The sequence below is a fragment of the Thalassoroseus sp. genome, assembly GCF_984380535.1.
In genome coordinates, this window is sequence record NZ_CFHRBF010000005.1 from 90,255 (window position 1) to 110,408 (window position 20,154).

A 20,154-nucleotide genomic window follows, 5' to 3' on the forward strand; every position below is an offset into this window, starting at 1 on the left:
CGCCGGATCGAATTCACCAAACCCCTATTCTAGGGACACTGCAAACCGAACGCACGCCCTCTGACATGAAGAATTCTTCCAATTTCGGAGACTCCTTGCAGCTGCGTTACGGCGTTTTTGACGGTTCATGGACGTGTTTTTCGACGATTTCCGCCATCTGATCGCAGGCGGCTTCCGTCAGAGCAGGGTAAAGCGGCAGGTAGACCAAGCGTTCGAGTAGTTCCCGACAGTGGCTCGCGTCGAGTTCAGGACGATCCACGGGAGCGTTCACAACACATAAACTCTCGCCCTGTGTGGAGTCGAAACCGGCGTTGCGAAGTGCTTCCATCAGCCCTTGGGGATCGGTCGGCGTCAAAGGAAATACCCAGAAGTTGTGCTCCGGGACACGACCACCGGGACATGCGACTTCGCTGCCAAGTCGCTGATGGATTCGCTGGCCCAACATCTGTTGACGTTGGATGCGTTCGACCGGCGGACTTGCAATACGACGCCGCAACAAACCAAGTAGCGGTGCGGACGGTTGCATGCGGAAGCGTTCGATCGGTGCTGCGGTGCCGAACCCTTTGACGGCTCCATTGAGGATCGCGTTGAAGTCCCGCCCGAGAATTCGACATCCCCGCACGAATAACCCGTAACATGGTCGCAGTGAAATGAATTTCAATCCCGAATATTTCCCAATACGTTTGGCGAACTTGACTCGTGATTGCACCGTATATTCCGCTTGGGTTCTTCGCATCGCATTGCGGACGGTTTCGTCGGCAATCTGCAGGACCGCACCCCCAAGAGCGGTCGCAGTTTTGATCGTACCGAAGCTAAACAGCACCGCATCACTGTCGGCATGGCCACGAAAATCGGGACCGGTGTAGGCCTGAGCGCAGTCTTCGACGAACATCAAATTGTGCGCGTGAGCGGCGGCGATGAGGTCGGAAAGATCATTCCGTGTGCCGAAGAGGTGGGCCACAAGCACGATGCGGGTGCGGTCCGTGAGAGCGTGTTCGAAGGTTTCGACTGTCGGCACGAGCGTATGTGGATCGAGATCCAAGGGCACTGGTACCAATCCATGCGCTTCCACGATTCGAGCCATATCGGGGATCGTCAACGCGGACATCAATACTTCGCTGCCGGGCGGTAAATTCAGTGTCGACAGAAACAAATCCCAGCCGCTGCGAACAGACAGACAAACCAGCGAATCACGTTTTTCCGACCACTGCTGTTCGATGGCTTCGTGTTGTCTCTCGCGGTTCCAACGGAACAGGCAACCGAGCAATCCGGCGGCGAGATCGGACCAACCAATGTCGAGGCGTTTACGAGACCACACGGAGAAACTCTTGTTGTCGGCTCAGGGAATGGGCGAGGGAAATTGGGGGGAAAGACGAAACGCAGTTTAGTCGGAATGGAACCGCGTCTTCAGTGTGGCGTATTCGTCCCGTAGCGGAGGCATGGCTCCTTGTTGCGAGGCGACCAACCCACCGACGGCATTCGCAAAAGCCGCCGATTCTTCGAGTGACCAACCGGCGAGTTGCGTTGTCACCAATGCCGCTGTGAAGGAATCCCCCGCACCGACGGAGTCGACCACGTTCACCGGTTGACCGGGCACGATGACCGTCTGCTCGCCCGACACCACCACACAACCTTCCGCACCTCGCGTAATGCATGCCAATCGCAAGCGGTGAATCTCGCAGACCCGCTTGGCGAATTCCGCCAGGCGGTTCGCGTCCTCGGTATCGGGCGATCCAATTTCGAGTATTGCCCCGAGCACGGCTGCTTCGTGTTCGTTGAGTTTCACCGCACTGGCCAACTCGAGCGACTGACGAATCCAATCGTGTCGGTAGTAATCCTGTCGCAAGTTAACATCGTAAACCCGCATGCAATCCCACTTCGTCGCCGCCAGGGCATCGTAAATGGTTTGCCGGGTGCCTTCGGATCGTTGTGCGAGTGTGCCGAAGCAAACGGCATCGGCGGACTGCATCAGTTCCCGTAGCGATTCGGTCGGTTCGAGGAAGTCCCAAGCCACCGGTTCGTGAATGATGAAATCCGGATGGCCCGGCAGACTCTCGTCAACGGTGGCCCAACCGGTCGCATGGAGCTCATCGCGTTGCAAGTAGTCGGTTGTCAGCCCTTGTTCGGTGAGGTAAGCCGCGAATTCGTCGCCCAGTTCATCGGTTCCGATTCTCGAAGCCACCACACCGGAGGCACCAAGCTGGTCGGCATGGAACGCCATGTTCGCGGGCGCTCCGCCGGGTCGGCGAAAGTCGCTGAAACAATCCCAGAGAACTTCCCCCAGCCCGACCACGATCGATTTGTTATCCGATGACATAACCACATACCCTGATCATCACGCTGTCCATGATGCTGTAGGATATCAAGAGTCGACTGCCTGCGATACACTTGCGACCATTCAAAGCGTTCGGCACGAGGAGTTCGAAGTGAGACGATTTTTGCTTCCATTTCTGTTCGGCGTTTGTCTGGCATCTGTCGACAGGTTGTGGGCGGTCGAACCATGTGAGATTCAGGTCGTCGATGCCGAGAACAACTGGCCGGTGCCGTTGGTGGAATTGCGGACGACGCATGGCGTGCGGTTCATCTCCGACAATGCCGGGCGGATCGCGTTCGACTTGCCGGAATTGATGAGCGTACCGACGTGGTTCACGGTCGCAGGGCACGGCTACAGCGTCCCGAAAGATGGCTTCGGGTTTCAAGGCGTGCGACTCGTCCCCAAGCCGGGCGGGAAACTGACCGTCGAAGTCTACCGCGAGTTACCCGCAAAACGGTTAGGGCGAATCACCGGGGGCGGGTTATTCGCGGAAAGTCAGAAACTGGGGTTGGAATCCGATTGGACGGAACAAAAAATCCTCGGTTGCGACAGCGTTCAGAACACGGTTCACAACGGAAAACTCTTTTGGGCCTGGGGCGATACCGTTCTGCCGGGTTACCCGCTGGGGCGGTTTCACATGATCGGTGCCACCACCTCACCAAAACCGCTTTCAAAATTCGAACCACCGATTCGCCTGCGATACGACTACTTCACGGACGACGCCGGCACGCCTCGTAACATTGCCGAGATGCCGGGCAGCGGACCCACGTGGCTATGGGGCTTCGCAAGTTTGCCGGATGAAAAAGGTCGCCACCGACTTGTAGCCGCCTACGAAAAAATTCGACCACCGCTCACCGCCTATGAAAAAGGGCTGTGCGTATGGAATGAAGGGGATGCTCGATTCGAAAAGCTGAAAACGATCTGGGAGAAATCCGCGGATACGCCACATCCGCCTTCCATGCCGATCGGTCATCCGGTGTTCTGGACGGACGAAGACAATCGCGAATGGGTGCTGTTCGGCGATCCGTTTCCGTCACTGCGTTGTCCGGCAACGTTCGAAGCCTGGGCAAATCCGCAAACTTGGGAGGAACTAACACCCCAAAAAGAAGTGGCCAGCCGGAGTGGCGACAAAAAAGTGAAACCGCATCGGGGGGCAATCGCCTGGAATGCCTACCGGAAAAAATGGGTGACAATCTTCACGCAATACGGCGGAGAGAAATCGTTCCTGGGAGAACTCTGGTACGCCGAATCCGACGCACCCACCGGGCCGTGGGGGAACGCAATCCAAGTCGTCACGCACGACAACTACACCTTTTACAATCCGCAGTTGCATCCCGGCATGACCGATAAAGACTCGCCGATACTGTTATTCGAAGCGACCTTCACCAAAGAATTTTCCAAGACCGCCGAACCCGCCCCACGACACAATTATAATCAAGTCCTGTACCGCTTGGACTTAAACGAACTCGATTCTGATTCCGATTGAACACGGTCCCGTCGAAGGAAATTGGCGGACGATTCGACGTCGTCTTCCCCGTGCATTTTTTGTGACTCCATGATAAGAATAGAGAAACGACCGAAGTCTTTATCGAGCGCGAACAATTATGAGCACCGAACCCAAGTTTGCCATCACACCCACGCAGGCCGAGTTGGATCAACTTGCACGGAATCTGAAATTCCACCCGGCAGATTCCTCAAAGGCGAAAACTCTATCGGCTGATCAGATCGAGCAGTTCAACACAGGCGGCTACTTGCGACCGCTCTCACTGTTCGACGAAACGGAAGCCGCCGAACTGCGAGAGTATTTCGATCGGCTATTGGAAGACGTGATCGCGGCGGGCGGCGACAGTTACTCGATCAGCACCGCTCATCTGAAGCATGGTCGCGTGTACGATTTGCTGACACATCCGCAGATCATCGCCGTCGTGAAGGATTTGCTCGGCGAAGATGTGGTCGCATGGGGTTCGCACTTCTTCTGTAAGATGCCACACGATGGCAAGCAAGTTGCGTGGCATCAAGACGCAAGTTATTGGCCGCTGAGTCCGTCGAAAGCCGTCACCGTTTGGTTAGCCATCGACGATGCCGACACCGAAAACGCCTGCATGCGGTTCATCAGCGGCAGTCATCATTATGGCCACATGACGTATCGCCCAGCGGATTCGTCGGAACACAGCGTGCTCGATCAGGTCATCGAAAACGTCGAACAATACGGCGAACCCGTCGATGATGAACTGAAAGCCGGTCAGTTCTCGGTGCACTCCGACTTGTTGCTGCACGGCTCCGAAGCGAATGAGTCGGACCGTCGTCGTTGTGGTCTCACTCTGCGTTATTGTGCTGCCGACGTGCGAGCAGGAATGGATTGGAACAAGAAGGGCGTTGTCGTCAGCGGCCACGACCCCAGCGGACACTGGGCCAACCCGCCACGACCGGGCAACCCGTAAGTTACGCGTCGAGCAATTGTCGCAAACGGCGGATGTGTGTCGGTGTCGTCCCGCAACATCCGCCGATGATCGTTGCTCCCGAATTCAACCATTCCTCCGCGAGTTCCACGTACACGTCTGCCTCAACCGCCACGGTATCACTCCAACCGGTGTCGGCGTCGTATCGGCCTGTGTTCGCGTACGCGCCGCAGGCGATTCCCGGAGCGGATTGTTGAATCTCTTTGAGCAATCCAGCAACCACATCCGCCGGTACGCAGTTCACAAGAATCGCGGAAGGACCGAACGGCAACACAGCAGTCACCGCATCCGTCAGGGATTCTCCCGACAATAGTTTGCTATCGATGCCACACACAAAACTCACAAGCGTCGGTAGTTGCGTTTCCGTCGCAGCCCGAGTCGCGGCGACGGCTTCGCGAATCGTCAGTTGTGTTTCGACGAGAATCCCGTCCACCCCGGATTCGTCAAGGTGCCCGGCCATCTGCCGATGCTCATCTAACAATACTTCCTCCGGCAACGTGAGTTCCGGCCGGTAACAGTCCTGCAGCGGTGCGATCGAACCCACGACGAACGCCCGATCCCCAGCGGCTTCGCGAGCGATCTCAACCGCCAAACGCGTCATGTCCCGCCCGTTCAAACCCTCATCCCGCACATTGCGATCATGCGTGCGAAACGTGTTTGCAGTGATAACGTCCGCACCCGCCTCGACATAACTTTCGTGAATCTCCCGCACGATCTCCGGATGCGACAACAACGACCGAGCCGACCACAATGGCGGAGTCAAATCCAACCCCCGCCGATCCAGTTCCGTCCCCGTGGCACCATCGAGAAGCAACGGTAGAGAAAAACGAAGTCGGTTGCGAAAAGAGGTATCCATGACAAGATCTCCGGCTCTGGCCCCTAGCCACTGGCCTCTTGCCCTACGAAGTCCGCAACAGCTTGCGGAATTGTTTCGGCGTTCGCGTGTTGGCGATGTGTTTCTTCTCCAGACCGGCGCGGCGGGCTTGGTAGACGCCGTATTTCATGGTGTTGAAACCGGCGGTGCTGTGGGCGTCGGTGTCGATGACGATCGGAATGCCCATGTCGGCGGCGGCTTGGGCTTGGACATCGCTGAGGTCCAAGCGTTCGGGGCTGGCGTTGATTTCCATCAGCACGCCATGATCGGCGGCAGCTTTGAGGATATCATGGAAGTCCATCTCCGCCCCCTGTCGCTTGAGCAACAACCGCCCCGTCGGATGACCAATGCAATGCACATACGGGTTCTGAATCGCCGCCAGCAAACGTTTGTTGATTTGATCCTTCGGTTGTTTCAATCCGTAATGTAAGACCGCGATGACCCAATCGGCCTCGGCTAACACATCATCGGGTAAATCGAGCGTGGCGTCTTCGAGGATGTCACACTCGATGCCCTTCCAAATCTCGATGCCGGAAATTTCGTCGTTGGCTTTGTCGATGTTTTTCCAATGTTCGCGGAGCCGTTTCGCATCGAGACCGTTGGCCATCGAGACGCGTTTGGAGTGGTCGGTGATCGCGATGTATTTGCGGCCGAGTTTCTTGGCGGCTTCGGCCATTTCGAGGATCGTGTTTTTGCCGTCACTCGCCGTCGTGTGCATGTGCAGATCGCCGCGAATGTCATCGACTTCGACTAACTCAGGCAGTTTGTTGTTCTCGGCCGCATCGAATTCGCAGCGGTCTTCGCGGAGTTCCGGTGGAATCCATGGTAAGTCGAGCAACTTGTAAACCGCTTCTTCAGTGCTCGCCGGTTTCGATTTTTCCTTGCCATCCGGGAACACGCCGTACTCGTTGAGTTTGAGTTTGCGTTCCTGGGCCCGTTTACGGAGGACGATGTTGTGCTCCTTCGAACCGGTGAAGTACACGAGTGCCGCTCCGTAAGATTCCTCCGGCACCACGCGGAGATCGAGTTCGATGCCCAAGTGCAGCTTGACCCGCATCTTCGTCGGTCCGCGTTGCAGCACTTTGGCGACGAGTTCGTGTTCGGCGAGATGGTTCATGGGCTCTTCAGAATCAGCCGCAATCGCGAGTACGTCGAGATCGCCCGCTGTCTCCTTGCGACGCCGTGAACTACCCGCCAAGTCCGCCTGTGTGACGCTTTTCAACTCCCGCAGTGACGCGACGATCGCTTCACCAGCGGTGATGGCCTCGCTGAGATAAAACCGCTGTTCGGCGGCAGCGACGGAATCGATGTTCTCGAGAATCGTCTGTTCGGTTTTCTTGCCGAAGCCTTTGAGCGCACTGATCTGTCCGTTCTCACCGGCGGCTCGCAAATCTTCCAGGGTTTGCACCTTGAGTTCGCGGAACATCACCGCGACTTTCTTCGGACCGATGCCCGGCAAATTCAACATCTGCACCACACCCGGGGGAATCTTCGATCTCAATTCTTCGAGTTGGGGCAGGGTGTTGGTTTCGAGAATCGTCTGGATCTTCTCTGCCAAATCCTTACCGATGCCGGGAAGATCGCTGAGCTTGCGATCGGGGTCTTCGATGATATCCGACAGCGATTCGGTCAGCCCCTCCACAGTGCGCGAGGCATTGCGGTAAGCTCGCACCCGGAACGGGTTGGCTTCCTGAATTTCCAGAAGGTCCGCCAGAGTTTCGAAGATACGGGCGACATCAGCGTTTTGCATGGGATTGTCGGATTGAGGATGAAACAACAAAAGAAGCCGTCGGCAAACACCGACGGCTTCTTACTATAAATACTATTGTGGCCTGACTGAATCCTGTTGTCCGGCTCCGGAGACCTGGGCGTTTACTTCTGCACCAATTGAGTTGGCGACGGTGCTGGAACCCAACCGTCATTTGCTAGCTGGACATGATGCACAACGGGTTTCCAGGCGTCCTGACCGCCGGCGATAAACCGGGCCGGTTGCAGAATCGGTCGACGAGCGATTTTGTCGTCCAAGTTCAATGCGGGAGCCGGCTCGGATTGCCATTCGCGTTCGATCGGCATTTGGAACCGGGGTTGGTGTCGGATGAGATTCTGCGGCTCTGGACGATTGGAGTTGTTGAAGGTCGGAGTGGGAGAAGAATCCCGCGGACCAAACCCGTCCGGTTGCATGGGCGATCCGGCTCCGGAATCCTGTCCATCGTAACTACGTTCGTAACGATCCCGAGAAAAACCAGGGTCATCTCGCGGTCGCGGTTCTTCCTCGGCAGGTTCGTCGATAAACGTACGAGGACGACCGCCATCGGCCGGGGTCGGGGTTGGATCGAACGACCGGTCCCGGGGGCCATCGTTCGGAACAGCCGGACTGTTACCGGAAACGCCACAGTCGCCAGAATAGCAATCTCCGCTGCTGCATCCGCTAGAGCAGTTTCCAGAGGCACAATCGCCGTATCCACAATCACCACAAGGAGATACGCCACAACCAGACACGCAACTATTACACGGGCTACACCCACCACACGTGTCGCAAGCCGATGGCACTGAGTAACTTACGCCACAACACTCGCTAGCGCCGTAGTAAGCCGAATAGGTTGGATACGAGGCGTACGAAGGTGCATAGTAAGAGCTGTAACCGTAACCCACTGCATAAGTTGGGGTGTAATTGGAGTAGTAGCTCGGGAACAGGCATGCTTGTGTTGACGACGGACCAAAAACGCTCGCCAACAGTCCGCACACCAGCACAATCGGGCCGGACAACGATTTCATAGAATTTCCTTCGGGTTGGAGCCGTCGACGTTCTTGGGGGAGCATGTTCCGTCTACTGGAATTACAGCCTTTCGCACTTTCGCCTTCACTGCTGCGACAAAAGACCACAACACTGTCTAATGTAGGCAAGCCAGTCAAAGCAGAGGGCCAGGTCCGGAATCATTCATGAACCTTACCCATTTGTACCGACCATTTGGAAGCGGTGTCAATGACCCTTTCACTATTCCGGTTACGGAAACGTCGCAAGTCGTTACTCAAGTTACAGCAACGACTTGAAAAATGCTTCGGTCGACTTTACCGGTTGTAACGATTAGGGAAACTTGACGCGACTTACGTGCTCTTGCTGCGGAAATGTCCTGTGTTCAAAGCGTTCGGAAAACGACTCAAACAGACACACGATACTATTCACGCGAACACATGCTACGGCGAGCTCGCGTTGACACGGTTGGGGTGCACCCTATAATTGCGGCGATTTGAAAAACAGGCATTTGGAAACCTATTGACAGCGATTGACCGAACGAAAATCGCTTTTCCTGCCCGATCACCTTTTCAACGAGAACGACGACCATGTCCGACGCCACATTGACCTTCACAGACGAGAACTTCGAGTCGGAAGTCTTGCAATCTGATCAACCGGTGTTGGTCGATTTCTGGGCTCCCTGGTGCGGACCGTGCAAACGCTTGGGTCCGACGATCGACGAATTGGCTGCCGACTACCAAGGCAAAGTCAAAGTCGGCAAAATGAACACCGACGAAAACATGCAAGTGCCCCAGTCGCTCGGCATCAGTGCCATCCCGACTGTTCTGCTGTTCAAGAACGGTGATATCGCCGACAACGGCCGTTTTGTCGGTCTCACACCCAAAGAGCAATTCGTGCAAGTCCTCGACGCATCAGCCGGTTGATCCTGGCAACTCCCCGGACGCTTGGTCAATGAGTGACCTGGGCGTCCGTGGTTCATTTCTTTTGCAACCTGGGAAAGGATTCCCACAATGAGCACAGCTCGCCCCACATCGGTTCCCAACCAACCGGGGGCTGACGCTGCGCCCGAACCGCATTTGAAGCTTGCTCCGCCCTCGAGACTGTCACCGGTTGTGAAACCGAAGTCCGGCAGTCCGCTGTCTTCGCTCGCCGACGAACGCGAAGCACTCCACGAAGCCACCCAAGTGGCGGAGAAACTCCAAAACCGTTTCGCGGAAGTCGAAACTGCCGAACAAGCGCTTCGCGAGCAAACCGAACTTTTCCACCGGGAACGGTCCGCATGGCTCGACGAGAAATCGCAAGCCGAAGAGCAGCTTCGCGAACGTGTCCAGTTGGCGGATGAACGAGATCGCGTACTGGATGCCCGTTTCCAAGAGTCCGAGCAACTCAACGAACAAATTGCGTTACGGGCTGACGAACTGGACCAAGCCCGAACCGCACTTCTGAACGAACGCGAGACGCTTCGCGAAAGTGTCTTGTCGGAATTTGCGACCGAACGCGAAGAGTTGGACCGAGCCAAGACGGAACTCACAACCGAACGCGGACGGTTCGCCCAGGAAGTTGACCAACACCGTCGCGATCACGAAGCGGCCTTGGAAGCGGTTGATCAACTTCTCGAGCAGGAACGAAAACAACTCGTGGCGGCGGTGCGGGTCGAACTCGATGCCGAACGAGCCAAGTTCCAAGAAGAGAAGGAAGCGTGGCAACGCGACTGCGACGCCGAACGCGATGAGATCCAACAACTCCGTGAACAAGGCGAACAAGAACTCGCGGAACTACGGACGCAACTCGAAACCGAGTTGGCCGAGAAACAAGCCGAGCATGAGGCGGATTTCCAACGTCGACAAGACGAATGGAACGAGAAATTTCACGCCCAATCCGAAGCGCTCGCCACGGAACAACGCGAGTTTGAAGCTCACCGTCGCGAAACCGAGGAACGCCATACGAACGCCGTCGAACACTTCCGGCAAGAGCAAGCCAATTTCGAGAACCGTCGACATTTCCAGGAAGAACACCTGAAGAAAAGCCGCGAGGAACTCAAAGCCGAAAAACTGGAAGCGCGACGCGAGCGTCAGAAACAACGGGCCCATTTGGTTTGGCAAGAGGACTTAATTCGCCGAGGACGGGAACAACTTCGGCAACACCGCAAACGACTCGCGGAAACTGAAGCGTCCATCGAACGTGAACGTGATGCTCTCGCTGAACAGCAGGAATTGATTCAAGCCGAACTCCAAGCTGACCGTGAGCAAGTCGCCGACGAACGCCGCCAATGGACCGAAGACCGTTCGGTGCAACAAGCGACACTCGATCAGCAATATGCGACCTTCGCCGAGTACGCCGCCGAGTTGGATCGTCGTCGCGAACGGTTCGATCAATTCCGAGCGGAACTCGAAGAAACACATCGGCAGTCACTCGAAACCCGTTTGGCTGTCGAGGAAGCATGGGCGAACTTCGCAAGTGCCGCGGGCACCGAGGAAGCAAATCAGCGGTTGGAAGCGGCTCGTCAGGCGGTCACAGCGTTCTTTGAACAGCTCCGCACCGGCGTCCAATCCGATCGCGAATCGTTGGCCCAAACGGAAGCCGTTATTCAGAATCAACAGGCCGAACTCGCCCGCGAACGGGAAACGTTGACGGCATGGTTCGGTGAACGGGAGTCGCTCCTCGACCAACGCGACGAGGAACTCGCTCGGCAAACAACGGACTTGGAAACTCGCGAAGCCGAGTGGCGAACGCTGCGAGATCGTTGGCAAGCCGAAAAACTCGAAGCCGAGCAGATCATCCGCGAATTGCTCGACCAGGTTCAGCATACCGAAATCCCAGAACCCGACCGGCAAGCTGCTTAGACCGATAAAAATCGCTCTGGACGATTTGGCCGCCAATCGGAATGATAACAGAGAGTCACTTCGTCGGAGGCAAGGTCATGGTTCGAAATCCGAGTTCTGTAAAACGACTGGCATTGGGTTTGTGTGTTTGCTGGGGAGCGGCGGGCGTTCAACCGACCGTCGGCTGGACGCAGGAACAACCCAGCCCGATCGCGAAACCACCTGCACCCGGAACCGACTACGACGCCACGGTGAACCCGAAAGTCGTATCACCAACTCCCACCAAACAGCCGCGGGCAGAGCAACTGCGTCCGCTGACGAGAACAGAACGGGAGCGGTTGCAACAGGCCAATCAAGCCGCGCTCACTTTGGTTCGTGAAAGCGAACAAGCGTTTGATTTGGGTTTGATGCCTTTACAGGATCATCTCTTGCACCTGCAGACCGCCGATGATGTGGTGCTCTCCGCGGCGGCAATGCAAAACGATCCCGCCGCCAGGCAACAAGTGTTGCAACATCGCGTCGAACGCTTGCGTACCGTTCAGGCGGGCTATGAAAGTCTGAATAACTATTGGCCGGTTGCTCCGGGTGATCAGGCTTTGGTCGAAACGCTGCTCTCGCAAACCGTTGCCGAGATGGCCACGTTGGAAGACGAACATCAAGTCGATCGGCGAGCCGCCGCGAGCGCCCGTGTCATCGATTGGACCGATCGACTTGTCGATGCCACCAAGTTGGAAGTCATCACCGGATCGGGTACGCCGGAAAAGGTGTTGCAAGCTCAACGCATTCGCTCCGGATTGCAAATTCCCACGGAAGACGTCGCAGCCATCCGCACCGCCATTCAGGATCAACGCAACGATCAAGCTGCCTTCGTTCGGCAACTCGAACAGTGGTCGCAAGTCGGTTCACCACTCGGACGGGCAGATCGACTCGCAGCAGCGCGATTTGAATTGGCTCGGCTGAATTACGATCTTGCTAACGTCGATGACAACAGCACCGCCCGGACGACGGCGTTCCGCGAGGGAATACAAGCCTCGTCGGAGTTGCACGCAGCGCTGACCGAATTTTATCAAATCGGCACGGCGTCCCTGTTCGATCTGGCCACCGCTTGGCAGCAGCGTCGCGGCATGGTCACTCAATACGTCGACGACACCGAAACAACGGTGGACGCGGTACAACAGGGACTGTTGCAAGACTTTCAGGAAATCCGACGAATCGCCGCGAGTACCCAGGACCGACGAGGACGAATCGCCGCTGATACACAATTCGTCGAAGTGCTCGGTGGTCGGGAAGTGATCGATCAAATCGCCACCGCTCGCGGAAACATACGCCGTTAGAGTACTCGGATTTTTTCAAAAATTGGGCGGCACTGACGCTGCCAGTGTTTCCCCGCATACCGGGGGCTCGGTGCCTCGCACTGCCGCTGCCAATGCAGGAAATTGCATGTACTAAAGACAATATTACGTGACATTCAATGCGGTTAACACTTGGGTGGCATGCCCACCGTTTGGGGTGGGCATGGGCCAGCGATGTTTGAATGTCCAATCATGCCCACGTAAAACCGTGGGCATGCCACCCACGACGCAAAATCGATGCAATTTCCTGCAGTGGCACATAAACGATCGAAGCGATTTCACTTCGCACGAGGAACGAATTCAGCATGGATGCGGAATCGACCGGCAACTCTGTCGCCGGGAACGTGCGATTGATCAGCGGGTTCACGTTTTTGAGTCGGATACTCGGCCTGGTTCGCGATGCGGGCATGGCAATGACGTTCGGCAACGGCCTGCTGATGGACGCTTTCACCATCGCGTTCCGTTTGCCGAACTTGGCTCGACGATTGTTCGGCGAAGGCGCACTCACTGCTGCGTTCTTGCCCGCATTCGTGGCGGAACAGGAACAGTCTGGTCCAGCTTCCGCCGCCCGTTTAGCTCGTGGTGTGTTGGTGACATTGTCGATCGTGTTGCTCCTCGTGACCGTGCTCGCGGAACTCGGGATTGGAGCCGTCGCGATTCTTACCGATCCAACACCCGCCAGCGAACTTCTGCTGCTGCTCACCGCGATCTTGTTGCCGTACTTGGGAGTGATTTGCCTGTCGGCCCAGCTGAGTGCGATTCTACACGGGCAAAATTCCTTCCTCGTGCCGGCGTTAGTGCCGATCGTATTGAATGTCGTGTGGATTGCCGGTCTCGTCGGTGTGACGATTGGCATCGACGATCCGCAAGTTCGCATGGTCGTGTTAGCCGCTTGTGTCGTCTTCGCGGGATTTCTGCAATTCGCGTTGCCGGCCGTGGTGCTCTGGCGAAACGGGTTTCCTCTGCTTGGCGATTGGCGAGAAGCGAGATCGCAAGTCGCCCATGTGTGGCGGGGCGTGTTGCCGATCTTGTTTGGCTTGGCGGTCACTCAACTGAACCCGTTGATTGACAGTTTCATCGCCTGGGCATTTTCGGCCGAAGGTGACGCGGCGACGACAAACACATTGGCCCAAGGAACCGCGTCTGCGTTGTATCTGGGACAGCGTTTGTTCCAATTCCCGATCGGCGTGTTCGGCGTGGCCTTGGGAACAGTGCTGTTTCCGCAACTCGCCCGGTCTGCCAGCCTGCACGATTATGCAGCGGTCCGTCGAGTCTTTGCGTTCGGACTGAGACTTGTCTCCTTCGTCACAATCCCCGCCACCGCCGGATTAATGTTGCTCGCCGACCCGTTAACGGATCTCCTTTTTCGACATGGCGCATTCGACTCCCAAGACGCCCAGCAAACATCCGCAATGATTTTCGCTTACGGTGCAGGCGTGTGGTCGGTGTGCGGGTTGCTGATCGTGAACCGTGCCTTCTACGCGCTCGGCAACCGCGAAACGCCGCTCCGGCTGGGGTTGATGGCGCTCGTAGTCAACGTCGTGTTGGACTTCCTGCTGATGTCGGTGTGCGGCGGAACAGGATTGGCGTGGGCAACGTCCGTCAGCTTGACGCTGCAGTTGGTCACTTCACTCATGTGCCTGCAACAGATTCTCGGCGGGTTCCTTGATCGTGACGTGTGGCGAACCATCGCGAAGTCGGTGTTAGCGACCACACTGATGACACTCGTCGTGATTGCAATCCTCGAAATGTTTCCGCCAACCGAGACAATGCTGCGTCGCTCAATCCGGGTCGGACTTCCGTTCCTGTCGGCCGTGCTGATTTACACCGTCGTCACATGGCAACTCCGCATGCCCGAACTTCGAGAACTCCTCGGTCGTGGCGAATCCTCGAAGTAGAAACTTCGTCTGACATCGGGTGTGCCACTGGCTTTGCCAGTGCTTTGCGAATTCAACTTCCACTTGTATTCACACTGGCGAGATGCCAGTGGCACACGAACATGAAATTCCGACCGAACGATCAATCCTCTTCTTCCTGGTGGTTAGCGGCGGCGATGACTTTTTGTTGTTCGTGGGCGGGCACGGTTTCGTAGTGACTCGGTTCGAGCGAATACGAACCCTGGCCGCCGGTCATGCTTGAGAGATCCCGAGCGTAAGTCATCACTTCCACAAGCGGCACTTTCGCCTTGATGGTGGTGAACCCACCGTCGGAATCCATGCCTTCGGGACGTCCGCGACGGGTGGAAAGATCACCGGAAATGTCGCCGACTTTGTCATCGGGCACGGTGATTTCGATATCCACGATCGGCTCCAACAACACCGGGTGCGCCTGCATGGCGATTTCGCGGAAGCCTCGGTCGGCAGCGGTTTTGAACGCGGTTTCGTTTGAATCCACCGGGTGATCCTTCCCGAAGAACAGTTCGCAAACCACGTCTTGCATTTGATAACCGGCCAGCACGCCCTTGGTCATCCGTTCTTTCACGCCTTTCTCGACAGCGGGAATGAACTGGTTCGGCACGCTCCCACCGCTAATGCGGTCGACAAATGCGAAGTTCAAAGTCGGATCGTAATGGTAGGTCCGTAGGTTCGGGAAGTTGCTTTTCGTGAAGTACTCTTCGGGGTCCACATCTCGCGGGCAGGCGGAAACACGCAAGTGCACCTCGGCGAACTGACCGGACCCGCCGCTTTGTTTCTTGTGCCGATAACTGCCTTCGGCGGCACCGGTGACGGCTTCGCGATAGGGAATTTTTGGTTGATGCGTGATGATGCTGACTTTGTCGCGATGAGCGAGACGTTCTTCCATCGTCTTGAGGTGCAACTCACTCATGCCATGCATCACCATCTCGTGCGTTTGTTCGTCCCGCGTGACGGTGAACGTGGGATCCTCTTCTTCAAGCTTATGCAGTGCCCCGGAAATCTTTTGCTGATCCGCGCGGCTTTTCGGTTCGACGGCCAATCCGATCATCGGAATCGGGAACGGAATTGCGGGCATGCGGTACGCACCCGCTGGGCTGAGCGTGTGATTGACGTGCAGTTCCTCCATCTTCACCGTCGCCACGATATCGCCAGGCCCCGCCGATTCTACGTTCTCGTGGCCGCCTCCTTGAAGTTCCATCATTTGATGAATCTTCATCGGTTTCGTGCTGCCATCGCCGGTCTGAATCGCCATGTCCTTTTTGAGTGTCCCTTGGAACACGCGAATCATGCTCATCTTGCCGAGGAACGGATCAATTCGCGTTTGAAACACTTGGCCGATGAAGTCTTTATCGGGATCGGCCACAACCGAAATTTGCTGATCGCCTTGGCTGGCGACGCGTTCGAGTTGTGCGGGGTTGAGTGCGTACGCGGCAAGGGCGTCCATCAGTTCCGACACCCCGACGTCTTTCTTCGCACTGCAACAGAAGATCGGAATCAACGTACCGGCGGCAATCGCTTTGGAAACGCCGGCGGCGATCTCTTCGGGCGGGATTTCTTCACCATCGAAGTACCGCATCATCAGGTCTTCGTCGGCCTCGACGATGGCGTCCATCAACGGGCCGGAGTACTCGTTCGGATCGACCACCACACCGTCCGGCACGGAATCGGGAACGTTCAACGTGCTGACGACGCCGCTGAAATTCGCTCCACTGCCGACCGGCACTTGCATCGGAATGCAGATCGCCCCAAAGGCTTCTTGAATGCGACCGACAAGGCCAGCGAAATCGATGTTGTCGGAATCCATACGATTGAGCACGATCATTCGGCCCAAACCGCTAGTGCTCGCTTTGCGGAACATCCGGCGGGTGTTGACTTCCAACCCGTGAGCAGCGTTCACCACGATCACCGCCGTCTCGACCGCCTGCAATGCCTCGATGGCTTGGCCGATGAAATCGGGATAACCGGGCGTGTCTAAGATGTGAATTTCTTGATCGTTGTGCTCGAAGTGAGCAATCGCGGAGTTGATGGAGTACTTGTGGAGTTTTTCGTCTTCGTCAAAGTCGAATAGACTCGTTCCGTCATCTACCGACCCGGCCCGCGTATTCATGCCGGCCTTGAATAACATGAGATCGGCCAGCGTCGTCTTGCCGCTGGCCCCGTGTCCAACCAGGGCCGTGTTCCTCACATGATCCACCGAGAATCCACACATCGGAGCGCCTTTCTGTGCGTACCGCACTCATGTCTGGCGGGTCCACTGCTAGAGACGCAAGTCACCAAACCTTCCGACCTGCGACAGCCCAACGAGAACTGCTCTAAGAGAGACCGTGATCGCTCGCACCGACCGGCGCGAACGCGCCAACAAAAAATCCCGAACGGGATCAGATGTTAAGATCCTACGAAGAACATTCGCGGATTGCTACTAAATTTGTGTTTGTTGATGCGATCGGGGCGGATGTAGAGGGTAGTGGGTGGAGCGTAGAGGGTAAAAAATACTCCCCATTCTCTACACTCAACTCTCCGCCTCTTCCTAAAACGGTGACGGCAACAGCAGGGCGTGATGTTGGAACAGCACCTGACGGCCTTCGGCTCCGACGTATTGCGTGAAGAAAAGCAGGAACACGTAAGCCGCCAAGATGGGGACGATGATCAATCGCCCGAGCCACTGCCAACCACGCCAAGTGGGGGTTTCACGACGTTCCGCTCGCGACACCGCCCATCCGGTCAGAATGCGAGCCGGGTACACACCGACGATGAACAATGGTGTGAGCAACCAAACTGCGTCTCGTGGCGGAAGGGCCACTTTCGCAAGATACAACGGCAACGCCAACACGTAGGTGACGACGATCGCGAACATCCATGCCAGCGGTGCGTTGCGGAAGAGTCGACGAGTTTCCTTCCAGCGGAACAACGTGCGGAATTCGTTGTTGGCGGCGAACCGGGCTTGCAACATCGGTAACCAACCGAAGACAAGCATCAACAACACACCACCGAGAATTGTGATCAACATTGTCGCGGGTCTGTTGGAGTCGGCCGCAGCGAACACCACCGTCGGCGGTACCAGCCAAATCATTCCGCCAATCAAACCACGTAGTCCGAGCCAGAATAGCTGACCCGGTTGTGTGGCTTTCAAACCGTTCGCCAACGTTTCGTCGGCTTTGAGATACGCGTTCCGTACCCCTTGCTCCCGAACCTGACCGATCAGCCATCTCAGATTCTTGAGCGGACGCAAGAAACATCCGAGAGTCCCGCCGCGTGCGAGTGCCAACGTCAGATGAACGCCGACCGCAATGCTGGCGATATTCAGCACCGTCGTCCATCGGCGTGCAACCGATCCGTCGGGATCGATCAACCGAGCGTCGGCCGCGAAACCGTTGATCAACAACAACGGACCTAGGAAGAGCAAAAAACCGATCGCGATGCTCCCTAGTCGTGGAGCGAAACCGAGCAGCGGAAATCCGTCACGGAACCGGCCGCTTCGCACGACTCGTCCTTCCGCTTCGAGAAAGTAACCGAGGACCAACAAATTGAGAACAGGAACGGCTGCCACAATCGCCAGCAACGCGATCAGTGTCGCCACACCAAACGCCATGCGAACGGTCCAACCGATGCAACGCAACGGATGTCGCCAAGGAACCGGAAACGGCGGCACCTCCGGCAATCCGGCGAGCGGTTCCGGAGGCGTCTCGGTCTCAGTTTCCGGCAATACGTCCGTGACCCAGACCGCTTCCGATTCAACTTGCGATGGCGAGGTGAGAGATGTCACAACACATCCTTTTGGAAACCTAGTGAATCACGAAAATCGATTTTGCGCGTGCCACGACTTCGGAAGCCGTGTGGATCGACAACCCCCACGAAAGCACGGCTTATAGAACCGTGGCACCCAGTCTGTGGGTTATTCGTCGAATCGGCACACGTATTACCCTTGCTCTGGCGAAATCGTTTCAGAAATTGAAACCGCAAGCGAGTCGGAAAGGTAAAATGTGGTGACGTCTATTCAGAATATCACTCGCAAGCCGAGTCGGTCGACATGAAACGCATTCGCATCCCAATTCTTCCAATCGCCATCGTCGCGGGGGTGATCTTTGCGGTGACATGGGCCGCACGTTCGTCGGTAAATCGTTCGATTCCGTTCGAGGTGCCGACCGAGAAGTCGGTTGCGGATGTTGTCAGCGAAGTCAATCAAAAGTTCGCGGATGACTGGTCCGAGTATGACCTCGAACCCAGCGCCATGGCCGACGAGTTGACCGTCTTCCGGCGGTTGTCACTTGCGTTGCATGGGACGATTCCGTCGCTGGAAGAAATCCGTCGCTTCGAATCGGATCAAAAACCCGATCGTCTCACCCGTTGGACATTGAATCGCCTACGTGATCGCCGTTTCGCCGACTATTTCGCGGAACGACTCGCCCGGAGTTTTGTCGGGACTGAGAACGGACAGTTCGTGCTGTACCGGCGTGATCGGTTTGTGGATTGGCTCAGTGAGCGGCTGCGGAGCAACAAACCGTACAACGAAATCGTGCAGCGACTGATCGCCACCGATGGCCTATGGACCGGCGATCCGGCGACCAACTTTCTGACGGCTGCGTTCAATAACGACGAGTTCGACGAAGAAAAACTCGCCAGCCGCACCGTACGGGCGTTTCTTGGGCAGTCGATGGATTGTGCCCAATGCCACGATCACCCGTTCGACAAATGGACGCAACCGCAGTTTCAAGGGTTGGCGTCGTTCTACGGACACACCCAACTTCGCTTCGATGGCGTTCGCGATTTCGGTTTCAACGATGGCAAACCGTTGGAGTACATGATCGAAGATCGCGAAACACTCGAACAGAAAACCATTTCGCCCGCCGTTCCGTTCGGTGAGGAATGGTTGCCAGCGGAGGGCAGTCGTCGTGATCGGTTGGCAGCGTGGATCACGCATCCCGACAACCGTCGTTTCGAACGGGCCATCGTCAATCGCGTTTGGGGGTTGGTCTTCGGGCGACCGCTTGTGCAACCCGTCGACGACATGCCCGACCCGCCCGACAAACCCGATCTACTGGACATACTCAGCGACGATTTTCGGGAGCACGATTACGACTTGCAACGACTGATCCTTGCGATGACTTCATCCAAGCCGTTCCGATTGGCGTCCACCCATCCGGAAACCGAACCGAATCGGTTTTGGACCCATGAAGAAAAGGGAGCGGTCTTTCCGGTGACTCGGTTGCGACCGGAACAGGTCATCGGGTCGATGTTGCAAGCGGCATCGGTGAAAACGATCGATCAACAATCGAATTTGCTTGTGCGGACGGTGCGGTTCTTCCGCGAACAAGATTTCGTCCGCGACTTCGGCGATGCAGAAGGCGATGAACTCGCTGACCGTGCGGGCACCGTGTCGCAGACGCTCTTGCGGATGAATGGCAACTTGCCACACGAACTCACCAAGGCCACTCCGTTCTCATCGGTGGGTCGCATCGCCCACTCCGCCGGCACAAACACGGAGTGCTTGGACGTGTTATTCCTCATCTGTCTGACACGTCGACCAACAGAAGCCGAACAAGCTGCAATGTTACCGCAACTCGAAGACCAATACGGACGCAACCGAGCGCGAGCCGCCGAAGACCTGGCATGGGCATTACTCAACTGCGAAGAGTTTTCCTGGAACCATTGACTGGAGAAGTGG

Annotated in this window: 14 protein-coding genes; 7 read left to right on the top strand and 7 right to left on the bottom strand. The window is 56.6% G+C overall.

Translation table 11 applies throughout. The annotated features are described in order from the left end of the window. Nucleotides 1–106: 106 nt before the first annotated feature. Entirely contained in the window at nt 107–1,318 is a 1,212-nt protein-coding gene (locus AC5DDB_RS08130) for an aminotransferase class V-fold PLP-dependent enzyme (protein WP_491739206.1), read from the bottom strand. A gap of 66 nt (nt 1,319–1,384) precedes the next feature. Beyond that, entirely contained in the window at nt 1,385–2,317 is a 933-nt protein-coding gene (locus tag AC5DDB_RS08135; RefSeq protein ID WP_491739207.1) for a carbohydrate kinase family protein, read from the bottom strand. A 109-nt stretch (nt 2,318–2,426) separates the two neighbouring features. Between AC5DDB_RS08135 and AC5DDB_RS08140 the strand changes: the two genes are divergently transcribed. Then, complete coding sequence (locus AC5DDB_RS08140; protein ID WP_491739208.1) at nt 2,427–3,800, top strand: hypothetical protein; 1,374 nt, start codon at nt 2,427–2,429, stop codon at nt 3,798–3,800. A 118-nt stretch (nt 3,801–3,918) separates the two neighbouring features. Then, a complete protein-coding gene (locus AC5DDB_RS08145; protein ID WP_491739209.1) occupies nt 3,919–4,755 on the top strand; it encodes a phytanoyl-CoA dioxygenase family protein in 837 nt (278 codons plus the stop codon). Between the two features lies 1 nt (nt 4,756). Here AC5DDB_RS08145 and AC5DDB_RS08150 read toward each other — a convergent pair whose 3' ends face one another. The 3 genes from AC5DDB_RS08150 to AC5DDB_RS08160 all read right to left on the bottom strand — a co-directional run bounded on the left by AC5DDB_RS08150 (nt 4,757) and on the right by AC5DDB_RS08160 (nt 8,422). Beyond that, on the bottom strand, nt 4,757–5,629 hold the full coding sequence (locus AC5DDB_RS08150) for a homocysteine S-methyltransferase family protein (protein WP_491739210.1): 873 nt from the start codon (nt 5,627–5,629) through the stop codon (nt 4,757–4,759). 43 nt (nt 5,630–5,672) lie between these two features. Next, nucleotides 5,673–7,397, bottom strand: a complete 1,725-nt coding sequence (gene polX, locus AC5DDB_RS08155) for a DNA polymerase/3'-5' exonuclease PolX (RefSeq protein ID WP_491739211.1) — start codon at nt 7,395–7,397, stop codon at nt 5,673–5,675. 122 nt (nt 7,398–7,519) lie between these two features. Further along, nucleotides 7,520–8,422, bottom strand: a complete 903-nt coding sequence (locus tag AC5DDB_RS08160) for a hypothetical protein (protein ID WP_491739212.1) — start codon at nt 8,420–8,422, stop codon at nt 7,520–7,522. A 567-nt stretch (nt 8,423–8,989) separates the two neighbouring features. Here AC5DDB_RS08160 and trxA point away from each other — a divergent pair. The 4 genes from trxA to murJ all read left to right on the top strand — a co-directional run bounded on the left by trxA (nt 8,990) and on the right by murJ (nt 14,474). Further along, a complete protein-coding gene (trxA, locus tag AC5DDB_RS08165) occupies nt 8,990–9,325 on the top strand; it encodes a thioredoxin (RefSeq protein WP_491739213.1) in 336 nt (111 codons plus the stop codon). An 87-nt stretch (nt 9,326–9,412) separates the two neighbouring features. Next, complete coding sequence (locus AC5DDB_RS08170; RefSeq protein ID WP_491739214.1) at nt 9,413–11,245, top strand: coiled-coil domain-containing protein; 1,833 nt, start codon at nt 9,413–9,415, stop codon at nt 11,243–11,245. A 77-nt stretch (nt 11,246–11,322) separates the two neighbouring features. Beyond that, nucleotides 11,323–12,558 carry a hypothetical protein gene (locus AC5DDB_RS08175; protein WP_491739215.1) on the top strand — a complete coding sequence of 412 codons (1,236 nt, stop codon included), beginning with the start codon at nt 11,323–11,325 and terminating at the stop codon, nt 12,556–12,558. A gap of 323 nt (nt 12,559–12,881) precedes the next feature. Beyond that, a complete protein-coding gene (gene murJ / locus AC5DDB_RS08180) occupies nt 12,882–14,474 on the top strand; it encodes a murein biosynthesis integral membrane protein MurJ (RefSeq protein ID WP_491739216.1) in 1,593 nt (530 codons plus the stop codon). 121 nt (nt 14,475–14,595) lie between these two features. Here the strand turns inward: murJ and AC5DDB_RS08185 are convergent, their stop codons facing one another. Together AC5DDB_RS08185 and AC5DDB_RS08190 are read right to left on the bottom strand one after the other, a co-directional pair. Next, complete coding sequence (locus AC5DDB_RS08185) at nt 14,596–16,701, bottom strand: elongation factor G (RefSeq protein ID WP_491739217.1); 2,106 nt, start codon at nt 16,699–16,701, stop codon at nt 14,596–14,598. 318 nt (nt 16,702–17,019) lie between these two features. Then, on the bottom strand, nt 17,020–18,255 hold the full coding sequence (locus AC5DDB_RS08190; RefSeq protein WP_491739218.1) for a DUF4013 domain-containing protein: 1,236 nt from the start codon (nt 18,253–18,255) through the stop codon (nt 17,020–17,022). A 264-nt stretch (nt 18,256–18,519) separates the two neighbouring features. Between AC5DDB_RS08190 and AC5DDB_RS08195 the strand changes: the two genes are divergently transcribed. Then, on the top strand, nt 18,520–20,142 hold the full coding sequence (locus AC5DDB_RS08195; RefSeq protein ID WP_491739219.1) for a DUF1549 domain-containing protein: 1,623 nt from the start codon (nt 18,520–18,522) through the stop codon (nt 20,140–20,142). The last annotated feature ends 12 nt before the right edge of the window (nt 20,143–20,154 follow it).